Genomic DNA, 17,232 nt, shown 5'->3' with positions numbered 1-17,232 from the left:
TCCTACCAAAAGGGCGTCAGCCCCTTCGTGACGTTCTTCGGCTCCATCGGCATCCAGGGCGTGGACGTCATCATGAACCTCGTCGTCCTCACCGCAGCCCTTTCCTCCCTCAACGCCGGCCTCTACTCCACCGGCCGGATCCTGCGCTCCATGTCCGTGGCCGGCTCCGCCCCCAAATTCGCCCAGCGCATGAACAAAGCCGGCGTCCCCTACGGCGGCATCGCCATCACCGCCGGCGTCTCCCTGCTCGGCGTCCCGCTGAACTACCTCGTCCCGTCCCAGGCCTTCGAGATCGTCCTGAACATCGCCTCCGTGGGCATCATCGTCACCTGGGCCACCATCGTCCTCTGCCAGATCCAGCTCAAACGCTGGGCAGACAAGGGCTGGCTCAAGCGCCCCTCGTTCCGGATGTTCGGCGCCCCCTACACCGGCTACCTCTCCCTGCTGTTCCTCATCGGCGTGCTGATCATGGTCTTCATCGACTCACCCCTGACCCTGCTGGTCACCCTCATCGCCATCGCCCTCATGGTGGCCGGCTGGTACGCCTGCCGCAAACGCATCCACGAAATCGCCGAAGCCCGCGAAGGCTTCACCGGCATGTCCCCCGTCATCGCCAACCGCCCCGGCCCGGGCGGCGCGGACCGGATCTAGCCAGCGGGCTGTTCCGCGCAACAAAGCGAACGAAATAGCGCGAACGGACACTTGAGGCCCCAAGTCCGAGGGCCCCAAGTGTCCGTTCGCGCTTAAGCGGTCTCGGTTATTGACCGCCGTTGGGGGCGGGAGTAGCTTACGACTAGCCGCGCCTAAACCCTGGGCCGCCGGCCCCACCCCGTCGACACGGGGCCCGCCTCGTATCTGAATCACGCCACGGCAGACCGCGACGCTGCCACCCTGCCAAGGTGCATCCGCTTTCCGCCGCTGCGGACGCCGCGCCGGCTGCATAACAGGCCGCCAGCGCGGCCGTCCCGCAGCCGCGCCCAGTTCCCGGGGTTTAGGCCCCCGGACGAATCGGAGTACCCCCATGGACAACAACTCCTTCCAGGCCCTGCAGGAAAAAGTACGGGGCCGAGTCATCACGAGCGACCAGCAGGACTATGACGACGCCCGGGCCGTCTTCAACGGAATGATCGACAAACGCCCTGCGGCCATCCTGCGCGTGTCGCAGGTCGCGGACGTCATTGCCGCGGTGAATTTCGCCCGCGACACAGGCACCGACTTGGCGCTTCGCGGCGGCGGGCACAGCGCACCCGGATTCGGGACCTGCGATGGCGGTCTCGTCGTGGACTTCGCAGGCTGCCGGGGAGTGCGGGTGGACCCGTCCGCCGCCACGGCGCGGGCTGAGGCCGGGGCCACGTGGGCGGACTTTAACCACGCCACGGGCGCCTTCGGGCTGGCCACCACGGGCGGCATCATCGGATCCACAGGCGTTGCGGGGCTCACCCTCGGTGGAGGCATCGGATACCTCGCCCGGAAGTACGGTCTGTCGTGCGACAACCTGGAATCCGCGGACGTGGTGATTGCCGACGGGAACTTTGTGATTGCCAGCGCCACGGAAAATGAGGATCTCTTCTGGGCGCTTCGCGGCGGGACCGGCAACTTCGGTGTCGTGACTTCCCTTAAGTTCAAGGTGCACCCCGTGGATGTACTCTACGGCGGCGTGATCATCTACCTCCTCGAACATGCCGACGCGGTGGCCGGGCTCTACAGGGACTACATCGCCACGGCACCTGAGGAGATGGGCGTGTTCCTGGGCTTCCACCAGGGTCCACCGGTCCCGTTCCTGCCTGAGGAGCATCACGGCAAGCCCGTAGTGGTGCTGGTGGGCGGCTGGGCAGGCCCCCACAATGAGGGTGAGCGTCAATGGCAGCCGTTCCTTGACGTTGCTCCCGTGGCCGGTTCCTTCCTGGGCCCCCTTCCCTACACAATCCTCAACACGCTCTTCGACCCCATGTACCCGAAGGGCCTGCAGGCCTACTGGAAGTCAGCGTTCCTGCCCGGCATGACCGATGAAGTGGTCCGTGTAGCCGAGAAGTTCGGCGAGGGCATTCCCAGCATCCAGACGGCCAACCACTTCTACCCGATCAACGGCGCCGTCCAGCGGGTCGGGCGGGACGAGACCGCGTTCCCTTACCGCGACGTCAACTTTGCCGTGGACATCGCCTGTCATTGGGAGGATCCGTCCCACAACGAAGCCAACATCAAATGGGTGCGCGACTACTATGCCGAGCTCCAGCCGCTCGGATCCGGTGCGGGCTACGTCAACTTCCTTGACGCCGACGACCAGCCGAACATCAAGGACACCTACGCGGGGAACTATGCCCGCCTCGCCGAGGTCAAGGCCAAGTACGATCCCGGCAACCTGTTTCACATCAACCAGAACATCAAGCCAGCCGGCTCGAAATAAGGCAGGCCCCCTCTGCCGCTAATCGGCCTACGATGGAGGCATCCGGGGCGAGGCCTGCGATAAGCGGCGCCTCTCCGGTGCGTCGAAGGGGCCCGACCAATGGACGTCGTTGTCATCGAAACCCCGCAGCTCGGGGACCGCAGCTACCTGGTCCACGACGGCCGCGTGGCGCTGGTGGTCGATGCCCAGCGGGACACGGACCGGATCGAGGCGGCCGCCACGAAGGCCGGGGTGCAGATCACCCACGTGGCAGAAACCCACGTCCACAACGACTACCTCACCGGCGGCCTGATCCTCGCCCGCGCGCACGGCGCCAAGTACCTGGTGAACGCCGCAGACCGGGTGGCCTACGAGCGCGAACCGGTTGAGGACGGCCAGACCCTGCGGATCGGGACGCTCACGCTCCGCGCCGTGGCCACTCCCGGGCACACCCACACGCACCTGTCCTACATCGTCACGGACGGACGGGCCCGGGCCGTGTTTTCCGGCGGCAGCCTGCTCTTCGGCTCTGTGGGCCGCACCGATCTCCTGGGTCCCGAAGACACTGCCGGGCTGACCAGGGACCAGTACGCATCCGTCCACCGGCTCGCCGACGAAGCCGGACCTGATGCCGCGCTCTACCCCACCCACGGGTTCGGCTCGTTCTGCTCGATCGGGCCCGCCACGCGCGCCGAGGCGTCAACCATTGCGGAGCAGCGGGAAGCCAACCACGCACTGGCTGACCCGGACCCGGAGCACTTCGCGGCCGAACTCATGGCCAACCTCTCCGCCTACCCTTCCTATTACGCCCACATGGCCCCCATCAACATGACCGGCCCCGAACCGGCTGACCTGAGCCTGCCGGAGTCCCTCGACGCCGGTGAGCTGGCGGAGCGGCTGACGAGGGGCGAGTGGGTGGTTGACCTCCGCCACCGCGTGCTGTTCGCCAGCAACCACCTGCAGGGCAGCGTCAGCTTCGAATACGGCTCGGGGCGAAGCTTCAGTTCCTATCTCGGCTGGGTTCTGCCCTGGGGTGAGAAGCTGACGCTCGTGGGCGGCCGCGAGGACCTGCAGAACGCAGTCCGCGACCTTTCCCGCATCGGCATCGACCGTCCCGACGCCGCCGTGGGAACGGAACCCGGCGAACTCGCGCCGGCAGCCCCGGTCGCCTCCTACCCCCGGGCGGGCTGGCCCGCCGTCGTTCATGAAAAGCCCGACGGCGATCCTGTACTGGACGTCCGGCGCGCAGACGAGTTCGCGTCCTCCCGCATTGCCGGTGCCATCAACGTGCCGCTGCACGAATTGCTGGACCGCCTGGGCGAACTGCCCCACGGGTGCCTCTGGGTGCACTGTGCCACCGGCTATCGTGCCGGCATCGCGGCCAGCCTGCTGCAGCGGGCGGGGCGGGACGTGGTGCAGATCGATGCCAGGTTCCGGGACGCCGCGGCCGCCGGAGTGGCCCTGCAGATGCAGCCGCTGCAGCGGCGGTGACCCTGTCCGTGACCGGGACGTCCGGTCGAAGTTGCAAAGTCGAGGTTGCAAAGGAGAACAGCGATGGATGCTGAAGGCAAAGTGGTTGTGGGCGTGGACGGCTCGGACTCCTCGGTGGAGGCCCTCCGGCTGGCGGCCCGGCTGGCACCGGGCCTGGGCGCCCGCGTCCATGCCGTGGCCTGCTGGCACTTCCCGGAAATGTACGCCGGGTATATTCCCCCGGATTTCGAGGCGTTCGAAGCCTCGGCCGCCAACATTCTGGCCCAGTCCATCGAGAAGGCATTCGGGCCTGACGTCCCGGAGACCCTGACCAGTGAACTCGTCCGGGGACCGGCGCCGGCCAAGCTGGTGGAGGCGGCCGCCGGCGCGGCGATGCTGGTGGTGGGGCGCAGGGGGCACGGCGGATTCATGGGCCTGCACCTCGGCTCGGTCAGCACCGCGTGCGTGGCGCATGCCGAATGCCCGGTCCTGGTGGTGCACACCAAGGATGACCACCACCGCAACCACCACTTCCGCAGGGGTGCCGCATCCAGGGACGCGGGCAGGGACACCTCCGTGGACGCGGCGAACAGCTGACCGCCCCGCGTAACGCAACGCACCTGCAACCCCGTGCCGGCGCGCCATCGCCTATGCTCGCCTCAGCAGCCCGAAAGCAAAACCAGGCAGCGCAGAAACTGGCTCAACGTCGAACCACGGGAGAGAACCTCATGACCAACTGGCGGATCCGGGACTTCCACTCCGCGGACCTTGACGGCATCCTGCACCTCTGGGAGTCGCTGAAGGCCACCAACGTCGAGCCGGTCTATGCGCTCTCCGAGGTGCTGGCCTCCTGCGAGAAGGACCACGCCGTGGTGGCGGTGCTCGGGGACCAGGTGGTGGGCGCTGCCGTCGGACGCGCCGCGCATGACCAGGGCTGGGTTGTCTTCCTGGCCACCCTGCCGGAATTCCGCGGCCGGGGCATCGGCACCTCGCTGCTGGCCGCCGTCGAAAACCGGATGGCACCGCACGGGTTGAACAAGCTGTCGGCCCTGATGCCCGAACTGGAGACCCGGGTGGAGGCCTTCCTGAGCCGCGGCTTCGTGCTCAAGAAAAACCTGCGCTACTTCGAGCGCACCATCCCCGTGCAGCGCCAGGAACTCGAGCCCCTGGGCCTGCTCGGCGGCCGCATCCTGGCCCGGGACCTCTGGGAAAACGTGGCCGGCATGCGCCGCGAGAAGGAACTCCTCGAGCGCCGCCTGGTCCTGCCGCTGGCCGAAGCCGACCTCGCCGACGAATTCGGCGTCGTCCCGCCGCGGGCCGTGGTGCTCTTCGGGCCGCCCGGCACCGGGAAGACCACCTTCGCCAAGGCCATCGCCTCCCGGCTGGAATGGCCCTTCGTGGAGGTCTTCCCCTCCCGGCTGGCCGCCGACCCCAAGGGCCTGGCCGGCGCTCTGCGGGAGACGTTCCTGGAAATCTCCGAACTCGAGCATGCCGTCGTGTTCATCGACGAGGTGGAGGAAATCGCATCCCAGCGCGCCGGGGACCCGCCCTCCCCTTTGCAGGGCGTCACCAACGAACTGCTCAAGATCATCCCGGCCTTCCGCGAACAGCCCGGCCGCCTCCTGGTCTGCGCCACCAACTTCATCCGGGCCCTGGACTCAGCGTTCCTGCGGCACGGCCGGTTCGACTACGTCATCCCCATCGGTCTGCCCGACCGGCAGGCCCGCGAAGCCATGTGGCAGCGCTTCATCCCCGCCGCCGTCGTGGACAACGTGGACGTGGAGCAGCTCGTGGACCGCACCGAGGGCTTCTCCCCGGCCGACATCGAGTTCGCCGCACGCAGCGCCTCGCAGCGAGCGCTGGAAAAGGCCGTGTACGACGACGGCGGGCTGGCGTCCGGGGGCGGTGTTTCCGTCCGCGAGGCGGTCCGGAAGGGCCCCGCCACCCAGGACTACCTCGACGCCATCGCCGACACCCGCACCACCGTCAGCGAGGAGGTCCACCAGGAGTTCCTCGAGGACATCGACGCCCTCGGCCGGATCTAGCCAGGACGCGCCCGCCATTTAGACGGTTCCGTGCCGGCTAGACGCGGAGGAACGTCTAATCCGCAGGGAACCGTCGAAACGGGCGCGGAGGGAGGAGAGATGTGATCCTGTTTCTGACGATCGTCAGCGGCCTGGCGTGGACCGTCGTGTACGCCGAGGCGATTCGGCTGGGCTTCCGGCAGCGCACCTATGCCATCCCGGCAGCGGCACTGGCGCTCAACTTCGCCTGGGAGGCCATCTACGCCTCGCGGTCCGTGGCCACGGGAATATCGGCGCAGGGCGTCTTCAACATTGTGTGGGGCCTGGCGGACATCCTCATCGTCCACACGTTCCTCAAATTCGGGCGGGCCGAGCTGCCACTCTGGGTCACGCGGCCGCTCTTCCTGTCCTGGGCCGTGCTGCTGGGTGTCACGTCGTTCGCGGTGCAGCTGCTGTTCGTGGCTGAATTCGGCTGGGACGACGCCACCAAGTACGCCGCGTTCCTGCAGAACTTGCTGATGTCCGGCCTGTTCATCGCGATGTTCGTCTGGCGCGGAGGCGCCCGGGGCCAGTCACTCGTCATCGCCGTGGCCAAGTGGATCGGCACGCTTGCCCCCACCATCGTCTACGGCGGATACGGAAACTCGCCCCTGATCCTCGGGCTTGGAGCGCTGTGCAGCGTGTTCGACCTGGCGTACATTGCCCTGCTCTGGCGCGTGCGAAGAAGCGCTACTGTTTGAAGCATGCCCTCAAATCCCCTCCGGCACGCCGTGGCGCGCATGGGCGGCCGTGATCCGCACCAGCCGCACCGGACGGCCACCCCTCTGGAGCTCTTCTTCGACCTGACCTTCGTGATCGCCTTCGGCGTGGCCGGCAGCCAGTTCGCCCACGAGATCGCGGAGGCACACTTCGGCGCAGGGCTGCTCGGTTTTTCGTTCGCGATGTTTGCCGTGATCTGGGCCTGGATCAACTTCACCTGGTTCGCCAGCGCCTACGACACCGACGACTGGGTGTTCCGCGTGGTGACCATGGTCCAGCTGGTGGGCGTCCTGATCCTGGCGATGGGGATCGAGCCCATGTTCCACTCCCTCGTGGAGGGGAAGCACGTGGACAACACCGTCATCGTGGGCGGCTACATCATCATGCGACTGGCCCTGGTCTCCCAGTGGCTGCGGGCCGCCCGGCAGGACCCTGCCCGGCGGAAGACGTGCCTGCGGTACGCGGGATACCTGGCCGTGGTCCAGCTGGGGTGGATCGCCGTGCTGCTCATCCAGGCGGACGTGCCCACCACGTTCCTGATGATTGCACCGCTGTATGTCCTGGAACTGGCCGCCCCGTATGTGGCCGAGCGGAACGCCGCCACCCCCTGGCACGCCCACCACATCGCCGAACGCTACGGCCTGCTGGCCATCATTGCTCTCGGCGAATGCCTGATCGGCGCCGTCGAGACGCTACGGGCGATCGTGGCCAACCACGGCTGGTCGGTCGATGCCGCCCTCGTGGGTTTCGGCGGCACGGCGCTGGCCTTCGGGATGTGGTGGATCTACTTCATCCTGCCCGCCGGCCGCGCCCTGCACCTGCAGCGGCACCGCTCCTACTTCTTCGGCTACGGCCACATCCCCGTCTTCGCCGCGATCGCCGCCACCGGCGCGGGCCTGCATGTCGCCGCGTACTACATCGACCATGCCGCGCACATCAGCGCCGCCGTCGCCGTCGCCAGCATCGCCGTTCCCGTTGCGATCTTCAAGGTTTCGCTCACGGCACTCTTCAGCGTCATGACGTGCGTGGACCGGACGCTCATTGCCGTCACCACCGGGGTGGTGGTTGTGCTCGCAGGAGCCGTGGCCCTGGCGGCGGCGGGCGCCTCTGTTCCCGTCTGCCTGCTCATCATCGTGGGTGCACTCGGGACCTCGATCGTCATCGATGAACGGCGGAGTACGGACCTGCTCCACTCGGCGCTGGGGAGGCTGGAGCAGCGAGCCACGAGGGCCTGACACGGGCAGTTACGCCCCGGGCCACACCCACGGTTCACGCGGCAGGCGGCCGGGCGAAAAGGCCGCAAGGGCGGCTTCCAGGGAAGCCGCGGGAAGACCCAGCGACTCCAGGATCGTCCTCTGCACGGCGTCCGCGGAAAGTCCGACGGCGGCCAGGTCACCCAGGGTGACCGCACCGTCGCGCTTGGCGAGCCGGGCGCCGTCGGCGTTGACCACCAGCGGGACGTGCGCATATTCCGGAACGGGCATATTCAACAGGGACGCCAGATATGCCTGCCGGGGCGTGGACGGCAGGAGATCATCACCGCGGACCACCTGGTCTATGCCCTGCTCGGCATCATCCACGACGACGGCCAGGTTGTAGGCGGTCACGCCGTCGTTCCGGCGCAGAACGAAGTCGTCCACCACTCCGGTGAACGTCCCGTGCAGCACATCCTGCACCGTCCATTCGGCCACGGAAGAGCGCAGCCGGACCGCCGCAGGCCGGGTGGACCGCTTGAACTCAAGCTCCGCCGCCGACAGCCCCCTGCACGTTCCGGGGTACGCGCCCTGGGGCGCGTGCGGCGCGGATGGCGCTTCCTGGATCTCCCGGCGGGTGCAGAAGCATTCATACGTCAGCCCGGCCGCGGCCAGCTGTCCGATGGCAGCGGTGTACAGGGGTTCGCGGTCCGTCTGGCGCACCACCGCGCCGTCCCAGGTCAGGCCGACGGCGGCAAGGTCGTGCAGCTGCGCGGCTTCAGCACCGGCCCGCGCCCGGTCGAGGTCCTCGACGCGCAGCAGGAACCGCCGCCCGGTGGAACGGGCAAAGAGCCAGGCCAGGATCGCCGTCCGAAGGTTTCCCACATGCAGCTCCCCGGACGGGCTGGGGGCGAAGCGGCCAGCAGAAGTCATGCCCTCCACCCTATGCCGAACAGCACAAGAGCCCCTCAGCTACCGCGCACTCCGGGCGTTGGCCGGGAATCGGTGGCTCAGGGGCTCTTGCCGTGCCTGCCCCGGACGGAACTCCGCCAGGGAAATCGAGGCACTTCCTGCAGAAAGACGAATGCGTGAACAAGTGTCAATCAGCGGCTGCCTCCTTGCGGGAAGCGTGGTCCAGGAGGCCGGGTGGTGTGCCGGGAGCCTGTAGCCAGCCGGCGGTGGGGGTAACCGTCGCCTGCGTTGCCACTATCTGAGCAGTAGACCTACAGTAGGCGCAACGGGCATGGCAGCGGCTGATCAATCTGACCGGTCCTGCACCCGGAAATACGACAGGGAGTGATCAGATTGCAGCAGCTTGACGCCACGGACCGGCGGATCCTTGCCGCCCTGGACGAAGATCCACGGCTGCCCATCATGGTCCTGGCCCAACGGCTGGGCCTGGCGCGCGGAACTGTCCAGTCACGCCTGGAGCGGATGACGGCGTCGGGCGCTCTCCGGCCCAACAGCAGCCGCGTGCTCCCGGCGGCGCTGGGCCGCGGCGTTGCCGCCGCTGTCAGCGCCGAACTGGACCAGAGCCACCTCAACGAGGCCATCGCCGCGCTGCGCGAGATCCCCGAGGTGCTGGAATGCCATGCCCCGGCCGGCGACACGGACCTGCTGATCCGGGTGGTGGCCACGAGTCCTGATGACCTGTACCGGGTTTCCGAAGAGATCCGGCTGTGCCCTGGAATCGTGCGGACGTCCACCAGCATGTTCCTGCGCGAAGTGATTCCCTACCGCACAACGGGCCTTCTAGAGCACTGATTCCGGTGCTCCCGGAGCGGCGCTCCGATATTGCGCAAATCATTGGGGAAAACTGCGGATATTCCGGCGGCTGTCCTGCGGTGGCGACTGTAACCTGATTCAGCATCTGCCGCGGCGCTGGGCTACGCAGCGGGTGCAGTGTTCACTCAGGGTCTCCGCCGGGGGGTCGGTCTCAATAAGGAACTCAATGCGCTCTTTTTCCCGTTCAATCGCGTCCGTCACGGGCCTGCTGGTTTTCGCCGCGGGCCTCGTCTCCCTTCCCGCCACCGCGATGGCAGCCACAGACCCTGCCGGCAGCGGCACGTCACTGCCCGTCGACTCCGGTGACGAACGGGTGCATCACGAATACGAGTCGGCGCCGGGCGTGCCGGCGGACGGGCCCCCTGCCGGGCTTGCCCTACAGACCGAGGCGGGTGGAACGGCCGCAGCTGCGCTCAGCGTCAAGGTCGTTGTCGCCACCCTGCTGGACAACAAGGCCGTGGTTCCCATGGCCCAGGCCGAAGCGGCCGTGACGGCCTCCAGCAACTACTGGAAGGCGATGTCCGGCGGCCGGATCTCCATGACCGTGACCGAACGCGCCACGCTGGCGTCCAAGACGGCGAGGTCGACGGACTCCTACTACGACATGATCAACAAGATCACCACCGAGCTGAAGTGGACCTACGGCGCCAACAAAGGCCTGGTGATCTTCGTCCCCAGCGCCACGCTCTCCGGCGGGGCCCTCGGCGCCGGCTTCAGCAGCACCGGCAACAGCGGGCGCGTCCTGATGCCGCAGATCAGCGGCTTCACCAACAGCGTGATCGCCCACGAATTTGGCCACGTCCTCGGATCCATGCACGCCGACGCCCTGCAGTGCAGCAGCGGCATTTCGGACGTGGGCACCACGGGCACCGGGCAGTTCAGCGACTCTTCCTGCTACATCCGCGAGTACGGCGACAGCACCGACATCATGGGCCTGTCCAGCTACAACATGCCGGTGATCAGCTCGCCGTTCTGGGATTCCAAGGGCCTGGGCGCAGCCACCGACATCCGCGACCTCGGTGTGGCATCCGGTGTGAAGAGCTACACGTTGAAGCCCTGGGGTGACACCAAGCTGGCCTACCGCGCGGTGAAGTTCACCGATCCGGTCAGCAAGGAGGCCTACTACCTGGAGCTCCGCCAGCCCGCCGGCTACGACGCCTACCTGGCCAGCGGTCCCGCCGGCAACCGGGGCGTGAAGGTGGTCCAGCGGGGCGGCGCCACCCCCTCGTCCTCGCTGGTGCTGATGCCGTCCACCGTTCCGTTCAGCGGGTACTACGCCACCAACCACACCTGGCAGGCCGGCAGCACGTTCATCACGCATGCGGGAACCCGGGTCTCGGTCAATGCCGTCACCGCCACCTCGGCCACCGTCACCATCGACGCCGACCTCGCCCTACGCACCAAGATCCAGTTCTCGGCCGGCGACTTCAACGGGGACGGCAAGGCGGACATGATCTCCCGCGAAGCGGACGGCTCACTCCTGCTGCTCCCCGGCCTCGGCGGAAACAAGCTCGGAACCGCCGTGAAGATCGGAACGGGCTGGAACGGCTTCAACATGGTCTTCGGCAACGGCGACTTCAACGGGGACGGGAAGACGGACCTCATTGCCCGGACGTCCAACGGAGCGCTGTGGCTGTACCCGGGCAGCGGCACCGGCGGCTTCCAGGCCCGCAAGCAGATCGGTTCCGGCTGGGAGGGCTTCAAGCGCATCATCGCGCCCGGTGACTTCAACGGCGACAAGCGGGCCGACCTGCTGGCCATGCGCGCCGACGGAACACTGTGGCTGTACCCCGGCAACGGAACCGGCGGGTTCCTGGCAGCCAAACAGGTCGGCTCCGGCTGGCAGGGCTTCACCGCCGTCACCGCAGCGGGAGGGCTCGCCACGGGCCCCGGCCTGCTCGCCCGTTCCAGCACCGGCACCGTCTACCTGTACCCGGGCAGCGGGACCGGGGGCTTCCTGGCGCGCCGCACGCTGGCTACCGGTTGGGCCAGCACGGACCTGATCGCCGGCCAGGACTTCACCTCGGACGGGCTCACGGACGTCCTGTCGGCCAGCACGACGGGTGCTATAACCGCGTACGCGGGCAACGGCGTCGGCGGTTTTGCCACCAAGCTGAAGATCGGCATCGGCTGGGCCGGGTTCAGCCAGGTCTGGGAAGCCGGCGATTACGACGGCGACCGCAAGCCCGACATCCTGGCCCGCACGGCCCAGGGCGTCCTGCGCCTCTACTCCGGCAACGGTTCGGGGGGATTCCGCACCTCCCGGCAGATCGGCTCCGGTTGGCAGGTCTTCGACCAAGTGGTATCCGCCGGAAACTTCAACGGCGCCGGCGGCCCCGACCTCCTGGCCCGCAAGCCCGACGGCTCGCTCTGGATCTACCCCACCAACGGGACGGGCGTCTTCCAGGCACCGAAGAAGATCGGTTCCGGCTGGCAGGCGTTCGCCCGAATCATCGCTCCCGGCGATTTCTCCGGCGACGGAAAGACGGACATTCTCGCACAGGAGCCGGACGGCAAGCTGTGGCTTTACCCCGGCAACGGCGCGGGCGCCTTCCTCGCCCGGAAGCAGGTTGGTTCCGGCTGGGCAGGGTTCACCCAGGTCGTTGCGGGCAATGACTTCAACGGCGACGGAAAGGCTGATCTGATGGCCCGCGCGTCGGATGGCACACTCTGGCTCTACCCCGGCAGCGGCGCCTCCGGCTTCCTCGCGCGCACGCAGCTCGGCACCGGCTGGAACGCCTACACCACCATGGCCAGCGTCGGGCGCTTCGCCGGAACAGGCAATCCGAACGTCGTTTCCGTGTCGGCTGACGGAGCGCTCTGGCTCCACACCGGCACCGGGAACGGCGCCTTCCAGAACGTCGTGCTGAACCCCCGCTGAGCACGGGAGACAGTCCAGCGCGAGCGGACACTTGAGGCCCCTGATCCACCCGGATCGGGGGCCTTAAGTGTCCGTTCGCGCCTTTTGTTCTGGGCGTACGACGGCGGGCGGCCAGTTGGTCAGACCGGCGGGCCTGCGTTCGACTTCAGGTTCTTCATCACCAGGGTTGAGGTCAGCCGCTCAACGCCCGGAAGAACCGTCAGCTCGCTGTCGTAGAAGCGCTGGTACGAGGGCAAGTCTTGCGCAATCACCTTGAGCAGGTAATCCGGGGAACCGAACAGCCGCTGCGCCTCCACGATGTTCGGGTTCTCCGCCACCCGGTTCTCGAAGATCTCCATGGTGGGGCGGTCCACCTGCCGCAGGGTCACGAAGACGATCGCCTCAAAACCGAGCCCGACGGCGGCCGGGTCGATGTCCGCTTTGTAGCCGCGGATCACCCCCGACTGCTCAAGGTCGCGGAGCCGGCGGTGGCACGGCGCCACGGTCAGGCCCACCTTGGCGGCCAGCGCCGTGGCAGTCATTCTGCCGTCCTCCTTGAGGTGGCGCAAAATACTTCTATCGATATGGTCGATCACGCAAAAATCTTACTCCCGCAGCCGCGATCCGCGCGAAATCGGAGAGCACATCTGGCGCCATTTTGCCTAGGCTTTTCTTACCGCCAGACACGCAGGAGCCCGCCATGAATCCCCAGCTTTTCCTCGCCTTCATCGTGGTTGCAGCCGCCCTCGCCTGCACCCCGGGAGTGGACTGGGCCTACTCCATCACCGCAGGCCTCGGCCGCCGCAGCTTCGTGCCCGCCGTCGCCGGGCTGTGCAGCGGTTACGTCCTGCACACCGTCCTCATGGTGGCCGGGCTCGCCGCCGTGCTGGCAAGCATGCCGGGCCTGCTGGGCTGGATCACGGTGGCCGGCGCCGTCTACCTGCTGTGGCTGGGAACCGTCACCATCCGGTCATGGCGCGGTGCCAGCTTCACGGCAGCCGCCGCCGGAAATCAGGGGCAGAACCAGCTCCGGTCCTTCCTCCAGGGCATGGGGACCAGCGGCATCAACCCCAAGGGGCTGCTGTTCTTCCTGGCCCTCGTGCCGCAGTTCGTCAGCGCCGACGCGCCGCTGCCCGTGCCGGTGCAGTCGGGCCTGCTGGGCCTGACCTTCGTGCTGCTCGCGGCCCTCGTGTACACCTGCGTGGCCCTGCTGTCGCGGAAACTGCTGCAGTCCCGGCCGAACGCAGCCCGCAGGGTCACGCTGACCAGCGGCATCATCATGGTGCTCCTGGGCGCCGCACTGCTCTCGGAGCAGCTCCTTCCGGCCCTCAGCAGATTCGCCTAGGTATCCAAACGCCGGGTGAGCCAGGCTCAGACCTTTTGCTCCATGAACCACTCGGTGAAGCTGGACGCCCGCCCGTCGGAATCGAGCCGGACCACCCACAGGTTCTCGTAGCTCGGGCGGTCATCGAGGTACGTGGTGCGGCCCTGCACGAACGCGAGGTCGCCGTCGGACCCCAGCAGCGACCACTCGAACCTCCAGTCCCCGGGCTGGTCCGCCGAGCCGATCCAGCGCTCCACGATCTGTGCCCGGCCGCGCCACGGGTCGGGGTCGTAGGGCCGCGTGGCGTACACGGCCTCCTCGGTGAAGAGCGCCGCGATGTCCTCGGGGTCATTGCTGGTCCACGCCGCGATGTACCTGTCCATCCACTGCCTGATTGCGTCAGTCATGGGTCCGTTGTAGCGCGGCGCTTCATGGCCCACAAGAGTATCTACTAATCAGGAGCAGCCCGCCCGCAAAGGCCCGGCAGACAGCAACTGCCTCAGTCGCCGCCGAACTGCTTCCATTTCTGTTCCCACGCGCGGCGCGCCTCGATGTCCTTACGGATGACCTCAAAGGTTTCGAGCTCCGCCTGCTTGCCGCGCTGCCAGTCCCGCGGGTTGAGGGACTTCCGCCCGTTGTCCAGCAGAATCAGGGCGCGGTCGGTCAGGGCGTCGTTGCGCAGGGACATGCTGGTCTTCTGCCGCCGCAGGACTTCCTTGAGTGCCTGCTGGGCCTGGCTGTGGGCACCGAGCCGGCGGAGGGAGCGGGCGCGGATCAGGAGCAGCGCCGCGGAGAGGTCGTCGGCGTTCAGCAGGCCTTCCGTCCAGACCACCACCTCCTGGTCCCGGCCCAGGGCGGCGGCGAGCGCGCATCTCGCCAGCGCGGTAGGCACCGACGGCGGCAGCCTGACCAGCGTTTCAAAAGCCGCCTCGGTCTGCCCCGTTTCCCGGAGGGAATGCGACAGCGCAAGGAAAACCGACTCCTCGCTGAACAGCACCGGCACCACGATGCGTTCGGCCACCTCCACCCGGGTGACCACCCGTGTCAGGTAACTGGCGGCGAACTGGTTCGCCTCGTCGTCGTTCCTGATGGAAAGCCCGCGCTGCAGGAGTTCCGCGGCCCGCAGGTAACCGCCCTGCTTGTAGGCGAGGAGCCCGGCCATCACGCAGCACAGCCCGGCCCAACCGGGATACGCGCGGCCGGCGGCGATGAGCGCGTTCGGGTCGGTGTTGGAGAAAATGGCGTCATACACGGTCCTGGCCGCTTTGCCGGGCAGCAGCTTGAGCCGCGGGACGCTGCCGTCCACGCTGAGCCGGGAGTCGCCGCCGCCGAGCATTCCGTGGATGAGCCCGCCCATGCCCTGTGCTATTTCACGTACCGGGGTGCGGACCACGCCGCAGCCGAAGGGCGTGAGGTCACGCGTGTCGCGGTAGATCGGTCCTGAAAACTCCCCCGCGCTCATTCCTCCATGCTAATGGCGGCCCGGAATTAAGCCGAAGCGGCGCCCACCCACACGCCCACCACCCAGGTGCTGGCGGCGAGGCAGGCCAGGCCGAACTCCGCGAGCATTCCCAGCCCGGTGGCCTTCAGGGCCGCCCAGCTGGAGCTCAGCGCTGCCCGGAAATTGCGTGTTCGCTGGACCTCGCTGAGCAGCAGCCCGGCGGCAAAGCCCACGAACAGGCCCACCACGGGGATGACGAACATGCCGGCAATGCCCAGCACCACCCCGAGGGCGACGCTCCGGTTCGGGATCCGGTGCTCCTTCAGTTTGCGGCCGGCCAGGACGGCGCTGGCCGCCATGCCTGCCAGCACAAACACCATGCCCACAGCAAAAACCACCCAGCCGGTCACGCCTTCCCCGCCCCAAATGGCCCACGCCAGCAGGCTCAGGCCGATCAGGAAGCTGCCTGGCAGGACGGGGATGATGGTGCCGGCAACGCCAACCAGGATGGCCAGGCCGCAGAGGACGGTCACGAGGGTTTGGGCGTTCATGTCCCCAGTCTAGGGTCCGGACTTTGCCGGGAACGACGACGGCGGCGCCTCCCCAGCACGGGGGGTACCGCCGTCGGGCTCTAGTTAGCCCTAGTTGGCTTCCGCTTCCACGGCCGCGGCAACCGCGGCCGTGACGGCCGGCGCAACGCGCGGGTCCAGCGGGCTGGGCACGATGTAGGACGCGGACAGCTTGTCGTCGGCCAGTTCGGCAATGGCACGGGCCGCGGCCACCTTCATCGCAGGGGTGATGCGGCGCGCACCGGCGTCCAGGGCGCCGCGGAAGATGCCGGGGAACGCCAGGACGTTGTTGATCTGGTTGGGGAAGTCGCTGCGGCCGGTGGCCACCACGGCGGCGTACTTGGACGCGACCTCGGGCAGGACTTCGGGGTCCGGGTTGGACAGCGCGAACACGATGGAGCTGTGGTTCATCAGCTTCAGGTGCTCCTCGTCCAGCTTGGAGGAGGACACGCCGACGAAGACGTCCGCGCCCAGCAGGGCTTCGCCGGGGCCGCCGGAGATGCCGCGCGGGTTGCTGCGCTGTGCCATCTGGGCCTTCTTGCTGGCGGGGTCGGCGGCGATGTCGGCACGCTCGGAGTTGATGACGCCGCGCGAATCCAGCAGCACCACGTCCTCGATGCCCGCGGTGAGGAGGATTTCCGCGATGGCGATGCCTGCGGCGCCGGCACCGGAGATCACCACTCGGAGTTCCTCGAGCCCGCGGCCGGTGACCTTGGCGGCACCGGTCAGCGCTGCGAGGACCACGACGGCGGTGCCGTGCTGGTCGTCGTGCATGACGGGGCAGTCCAGGGCCTCGATGAGCTTTTCTTCCAGCTCGAAGCAGCGCGGGGCGGCGATGTCCTCGAGGTTGACGGCGCCGAAGCTGGGGCGCAGCCGGACGAGAGTCTCAACGATCTCGTCCACGTCGGTGGTGTTGAGGACCAGCGGAATGGAGTCCAGCTCGCCGAAGGCCTTGAAGAGGGCGGACTTGCCCTCCATGACGGGCAGCGAGGCGCTGGCGCCAATGTTTCCGAGACCGAGGACGGCCGTGCCGTCGCTGACGACGGCCACGAGGCGCTGAGCCCAGGTGTGGCTCTTGGCGAGCTCCGGGTCAGCATGGATGGCGCGGCTGACCTGGGCAACGCCGGGCGTGTAGGCGATGGAGAGGTCGCGCTTGTTGCTGAGGGGAACGGTGCTGGCGATGGACAGCTTGCCGCCCTCGTGGGCAGCGAAAATTTCCTGGTCAGTCAGCTCGGTGGCTGCGCTGGTGTCGTTCGGAGCGATGGTTTCAGTGGACACGTCGTTGTCTCCTGTGGCTAGCCGTGGGCGCACGGCACAGTATGGCTCGAGCATCGGGGCTCAAGATGGTCAGGTACGCGCTTTGCTGGCGGCCCAAGGGTGTGGGTTCCGCCGGAAAGCCTGGGGAGGTGCGGGGTACTGGCCAC

15 protein-coding genes and 1 pseudogene are annotated in these 17,232 nt (G+C 67.7%); 10 read left to right on the top strand and 6 right to left on the bottom strand.

The window, feature by feature from the left end; genetic code table 11:
* The 7 genes and pseudogenes from ACFVTE_RS18165 to ACFVTE_RS18135 all read left to right on the top strand — a co-directional run.
* Window positions 1-651, top strand: a pseudogene (locus ACFVTE_RS18165) (L-asparagine permease); the annotation flags it as partial.
* Window positions 652-1,021: 370 nt separating this feature from the next.
* Entirely contained in the window at window positions 1,022-2,404 is a 1,383-nt protein-coding gene (locus ACFVTE_RS18160; RefSeq protein ID WP_387102727.1) for an FAD-binding oxidoreductase, read from the top strand.
* Window positions 2,405-2,503: 99 nt separating this feature from the next.
* A complete protein-coding gene (locus ACFVTE_RS18155) occupies window positions 2,504-3,874 on the top strand; it encodes a rhodanese-like domain-containing protein (RefSeq protein WP_387102725.1) in 1,371 nt (456 codons plus the stop codon).
* Between the two features lie 63 nt (window positions 3,875-3,937).
* The gene (locus ACFVTE_RS18150; RefSeq protein WP_387102723.1) at window positions 3,938-4,450 is read left to right on the top strand and encodes a universal stress protein; all 513 of its coding nucleotides are present in this window, start codon (window positions 3,938-3,940) and stop codon (window positions 4,448-4,450) included.
* 131 nt (window positions 4,451-4,581) lie between these two features.
* Window positions 4,582-5,898, top strand: coding sequence for an ATP-binding protein (locus ACFVTE_RS18145; protein WP_387102721.1), 1,317 nt, complete (start codon window positions 4,582-4,584; stop codon window positions 5,896-5,898).
* 101 nt (window positions 5,899-5,999) lie between these two features.
* Window positions 6,000-6,617: a hypothetical protein gene (locus ACFVTE_RS18140; RefSeq protein ID WP_387102720.1), complete on the top strand. Its 618-nt coding sequence runs from the start codon at window positions 6,000-6,002 to the stop codon at window positions 6,615-6,617.
* Between the two features lie 3 nt (window positions 6,618-6,620).
* Window positions 6,621-7,871 (top strand): low temperature requirement protein A, encoded by a 1,251-nt coding sequence (locus ACFVTE_RS18135; RefSeq protein ID WP_387102718.1) that lies wholly within the window; start codon window positions 6,621-6,623, stop codon window positions 7,869-7,871.
* Between the two features lie 9 nt (window positions 7,872-7,880).
* Here ACFVTE_RS18135 and gluQRS read toward each other — a convergent pair whose 3' ends face one another.
* Window positions 7,881-8,762 carry a tRNA glutamyl-Q(34) synthetase GluQRS gene (gluQRS, locus tag ACFVTE_RS18130; protein ID WP_387102716.1) on the bottom strand — a complete coding sequence of 294 codons (882 nt, stop codon included), beginning with the start codon at window positions 8,760-8,762 and terminating at the stop codon, window positions 7,881-7,883.
* Between the two features lie 372 nt (window positions 8,763-9,134).
* Here gluQRS and ACFVTE_RS18125 point away from each other — a divergent pair, with 372 nt between their 5' ends.
* The gene (locus ACFVTE_RS18125) at window positions 9,135-9,593 is read left to right on the top strand and encodes an Lrp/AsnC family transcriptional regulator (RefSeq protein ID WP_307105708.1); all 459 of its coding nucleotides are present in this window, start codon (window positions 9,135-9,137) and stop codon (window positions 9,591-9,593) included.
* A gap of 187 nt (window positions 9,594-9,780) precedes the next feature.
* A complete protein-coding gene (locus ACFVTE_RS18120) occupies window positions 9,781-12,495 on the top strand; it encodes an FG-GAP-like repeat-containing protein (protein ID WP_387102714.1) in 2,715 nt (904 codons plus the stop codon).
* 119 nt (window positions 12,496-12,614) lie between these two features.
* On the opposite strand, the gene ACFVTE_RS18115 is transcribed toward ACFVTE_RS18120, so the two are convergent.
* The gene (locus ACFVTE_RS18115) at window positions 12,615-13,070 is read right to left on the bottom strand and encodes an Lrp/AsnC family transcriptional regulator (RefSeq protein WP_387102712.1); all 456 of its coding nucleotides are present in this window, start codon (window positions 13,068-13,070) and stop codon (window positions 12,615-12,617) included.
* A 104-nt stretch (window positions 13,071-13,174) separates the two neighbouring features.
* On the opposite strand from ACFVTE_RS18115, the gene ACFVTE_RS18110 reads away from it, so the two are divergent.
* Window positions 13,175-13,819, top strand: a complete 645-nt coding sequence (locus tag ACFVTE_RS18110; protein ID WP_387102711.1) for a LysE family translocator — start codon at window positions 13,175-13,177, stop codon at window positions 13,817-13,819.
* Between the two features lie 26 nt (window positions 13,820-13,845).
* Here the strand turns inward: ACFVTE_RS18110 and ACFVTE_RS18105 are convergent, their stop codons facing one another.
* The 4 genes from ACFVTE_RS18105 to ACFVTE_RS18090 form a co-directional block, all read right to left on the bottom strand.
* The gene (locus ACFVTE_RS18105; RefSeq protein WP_387102709.1) at window positions 13,846-14,205 is read right to left on the bottom strand and encodes a nuclear transport factor 2 family protein; all 360 of its coding nucleotides are present in this window, start codon (window positions 14,203-14,205) and stop codon (window positions 13,846-13,848) included.
* A gap of 92 nt (window positions 14,206-14,297) precedes the next feature.
* Entirely contained in the window at window positions 14,298-15,260 is a 963-nt protein-coding gene (locus ACFVTE_RS18100) for a tetratricopeptide repeat protein (RefSeq protein WP_387102707.1), read from the bottom strand.
* A 26-nt stretch (window positions 15,261-15,286) separates the two neighbouring features.
* Window positions 15,287-15,790: a DUF456 domain-containing protein gene (locus ACFVTE_RS18095; RefSeq protein ID WP_387102706.1), complete on the bottom strand. Its 504-nt coding sequence runs from the start codon at window positions 15,788-15,790 to the stop codon at window positions 15,287-15,289.
* A 90-nt stretch (window positions 15,791-15,880) separates the two neighbouring features.
* On the bottom strand, window positions 15,881-17,086 hold the full coding sequence (locus ACFVTE_RS18090; protein ID WP_387102704.1) for an NADP-dependent malic enzyme: 1,206 nt from the start codon (window positions 17,084-17,086) through the stop codon (window positions 15,881-15,883).
* Window positions 17,087-17,232 lie beyond the last annotated feature (146 nt).

This window comes from Arthrobacter sp. NPDC058097, from assembly GCF_042884885.1.
Classification (GTDB): Bacteria; Actinomycetota; Actinomycetes; order Actinomycetales; family Micrococcaceae; genus Arthrobacter.
The sequence above is the reverse complement of the archived record's forward strand: the minus strand, read 5'-3'. Positions and strand labels throughout refer to the sequence as shown.

What these genes read in the sequence shown, in the direction of transcription:
- ACFVTE_RS18160 (WP_387102727.1), top strand. Translation starts at nt 1,022, where the DNA reads ATGGACAACAACTCCTTCCAGGCCCTGCAGGAAAAAGTACGGGGCCGA.
- ACFVTE_RS18155 (WP_387102725.1), top strand. Translation starts at nt 2,504, where the DNA reads ATGGACGTCGTTGTCATCGAAACCCCGCAGCTCGGGGACCGCAGCTAC.
- ACFVTE_RS18150 (WP_387102723.1), top strand. Translation starts at nt 3,938, where the DNA reads ATGGATGCTGAAGGCAAAGTGGTTGTGGGCGTGGACGGCTCGGACTCC.
- ACFVTE_RS18145 (WP_387102721.1), top strand. Translation starts at nt 4,582, where the DNA reads ATGACCAACTGGCGGATCCGGGACTTCCACTCCGCGGACCTTGACGGC.
- ACFVTE_RS18135 (WP_387102718.1), top strand. Translation starts at nt 6,621, where the DNA reads ATGCCCTCAAATCCCCTCCGGCACGCCGTGGCGCGCATGGGCGGCCGT.
- gluQRS (WP_387102716.1), bottom strand. Translation starts at nt 8,762, where the DNA reads ATGACTTCTGCTGGCCGCTTCGCCCCCAGCCCGTCCGGGGAGCTGCAT.
- ACFVTE_RS18120 (WP_387102714.1), top strand. Translation starts at nt 9,781, where the DNA reads ATGCGCTCTTTTTCCCGTTCAATCGCGTCCGTCACGGGCCTGCTGGTT.
- ACFVTE_RS18110 (WP_387102711.1), top strand. Translation starts at nt 13,175, where the DNA reads ATGAATCCCCAGCTTTTCCTCGCCTTCATCGTGGTTGCAGCCGCCCTC.
- ACFVTE_RS18105 (WP_387102709.1), bottom strand. Translation starts at nt 14,205, where the DNA reads ATGACTGACGCAATCAGGCAGTGGATGGACAGGTACATCGCGGCGTGG.
- ACFVTE_RS18100 (WP_387102707.1), bottom strand. Translation starts at nt 15,260, where the DNA reads ATGAGCGCGGGGGAGTTTTCAGGACCGATCTACCGCGACACGCGTGAC.
- ACFVTE_RS18095 (WP_387102706.1), bottom strand. Translation starts at nt 15,790, where the DNA reads ATGAACGCCCAAACCCTCGTGACCGTCCTCTGCGGCCTGGCCATCCTG.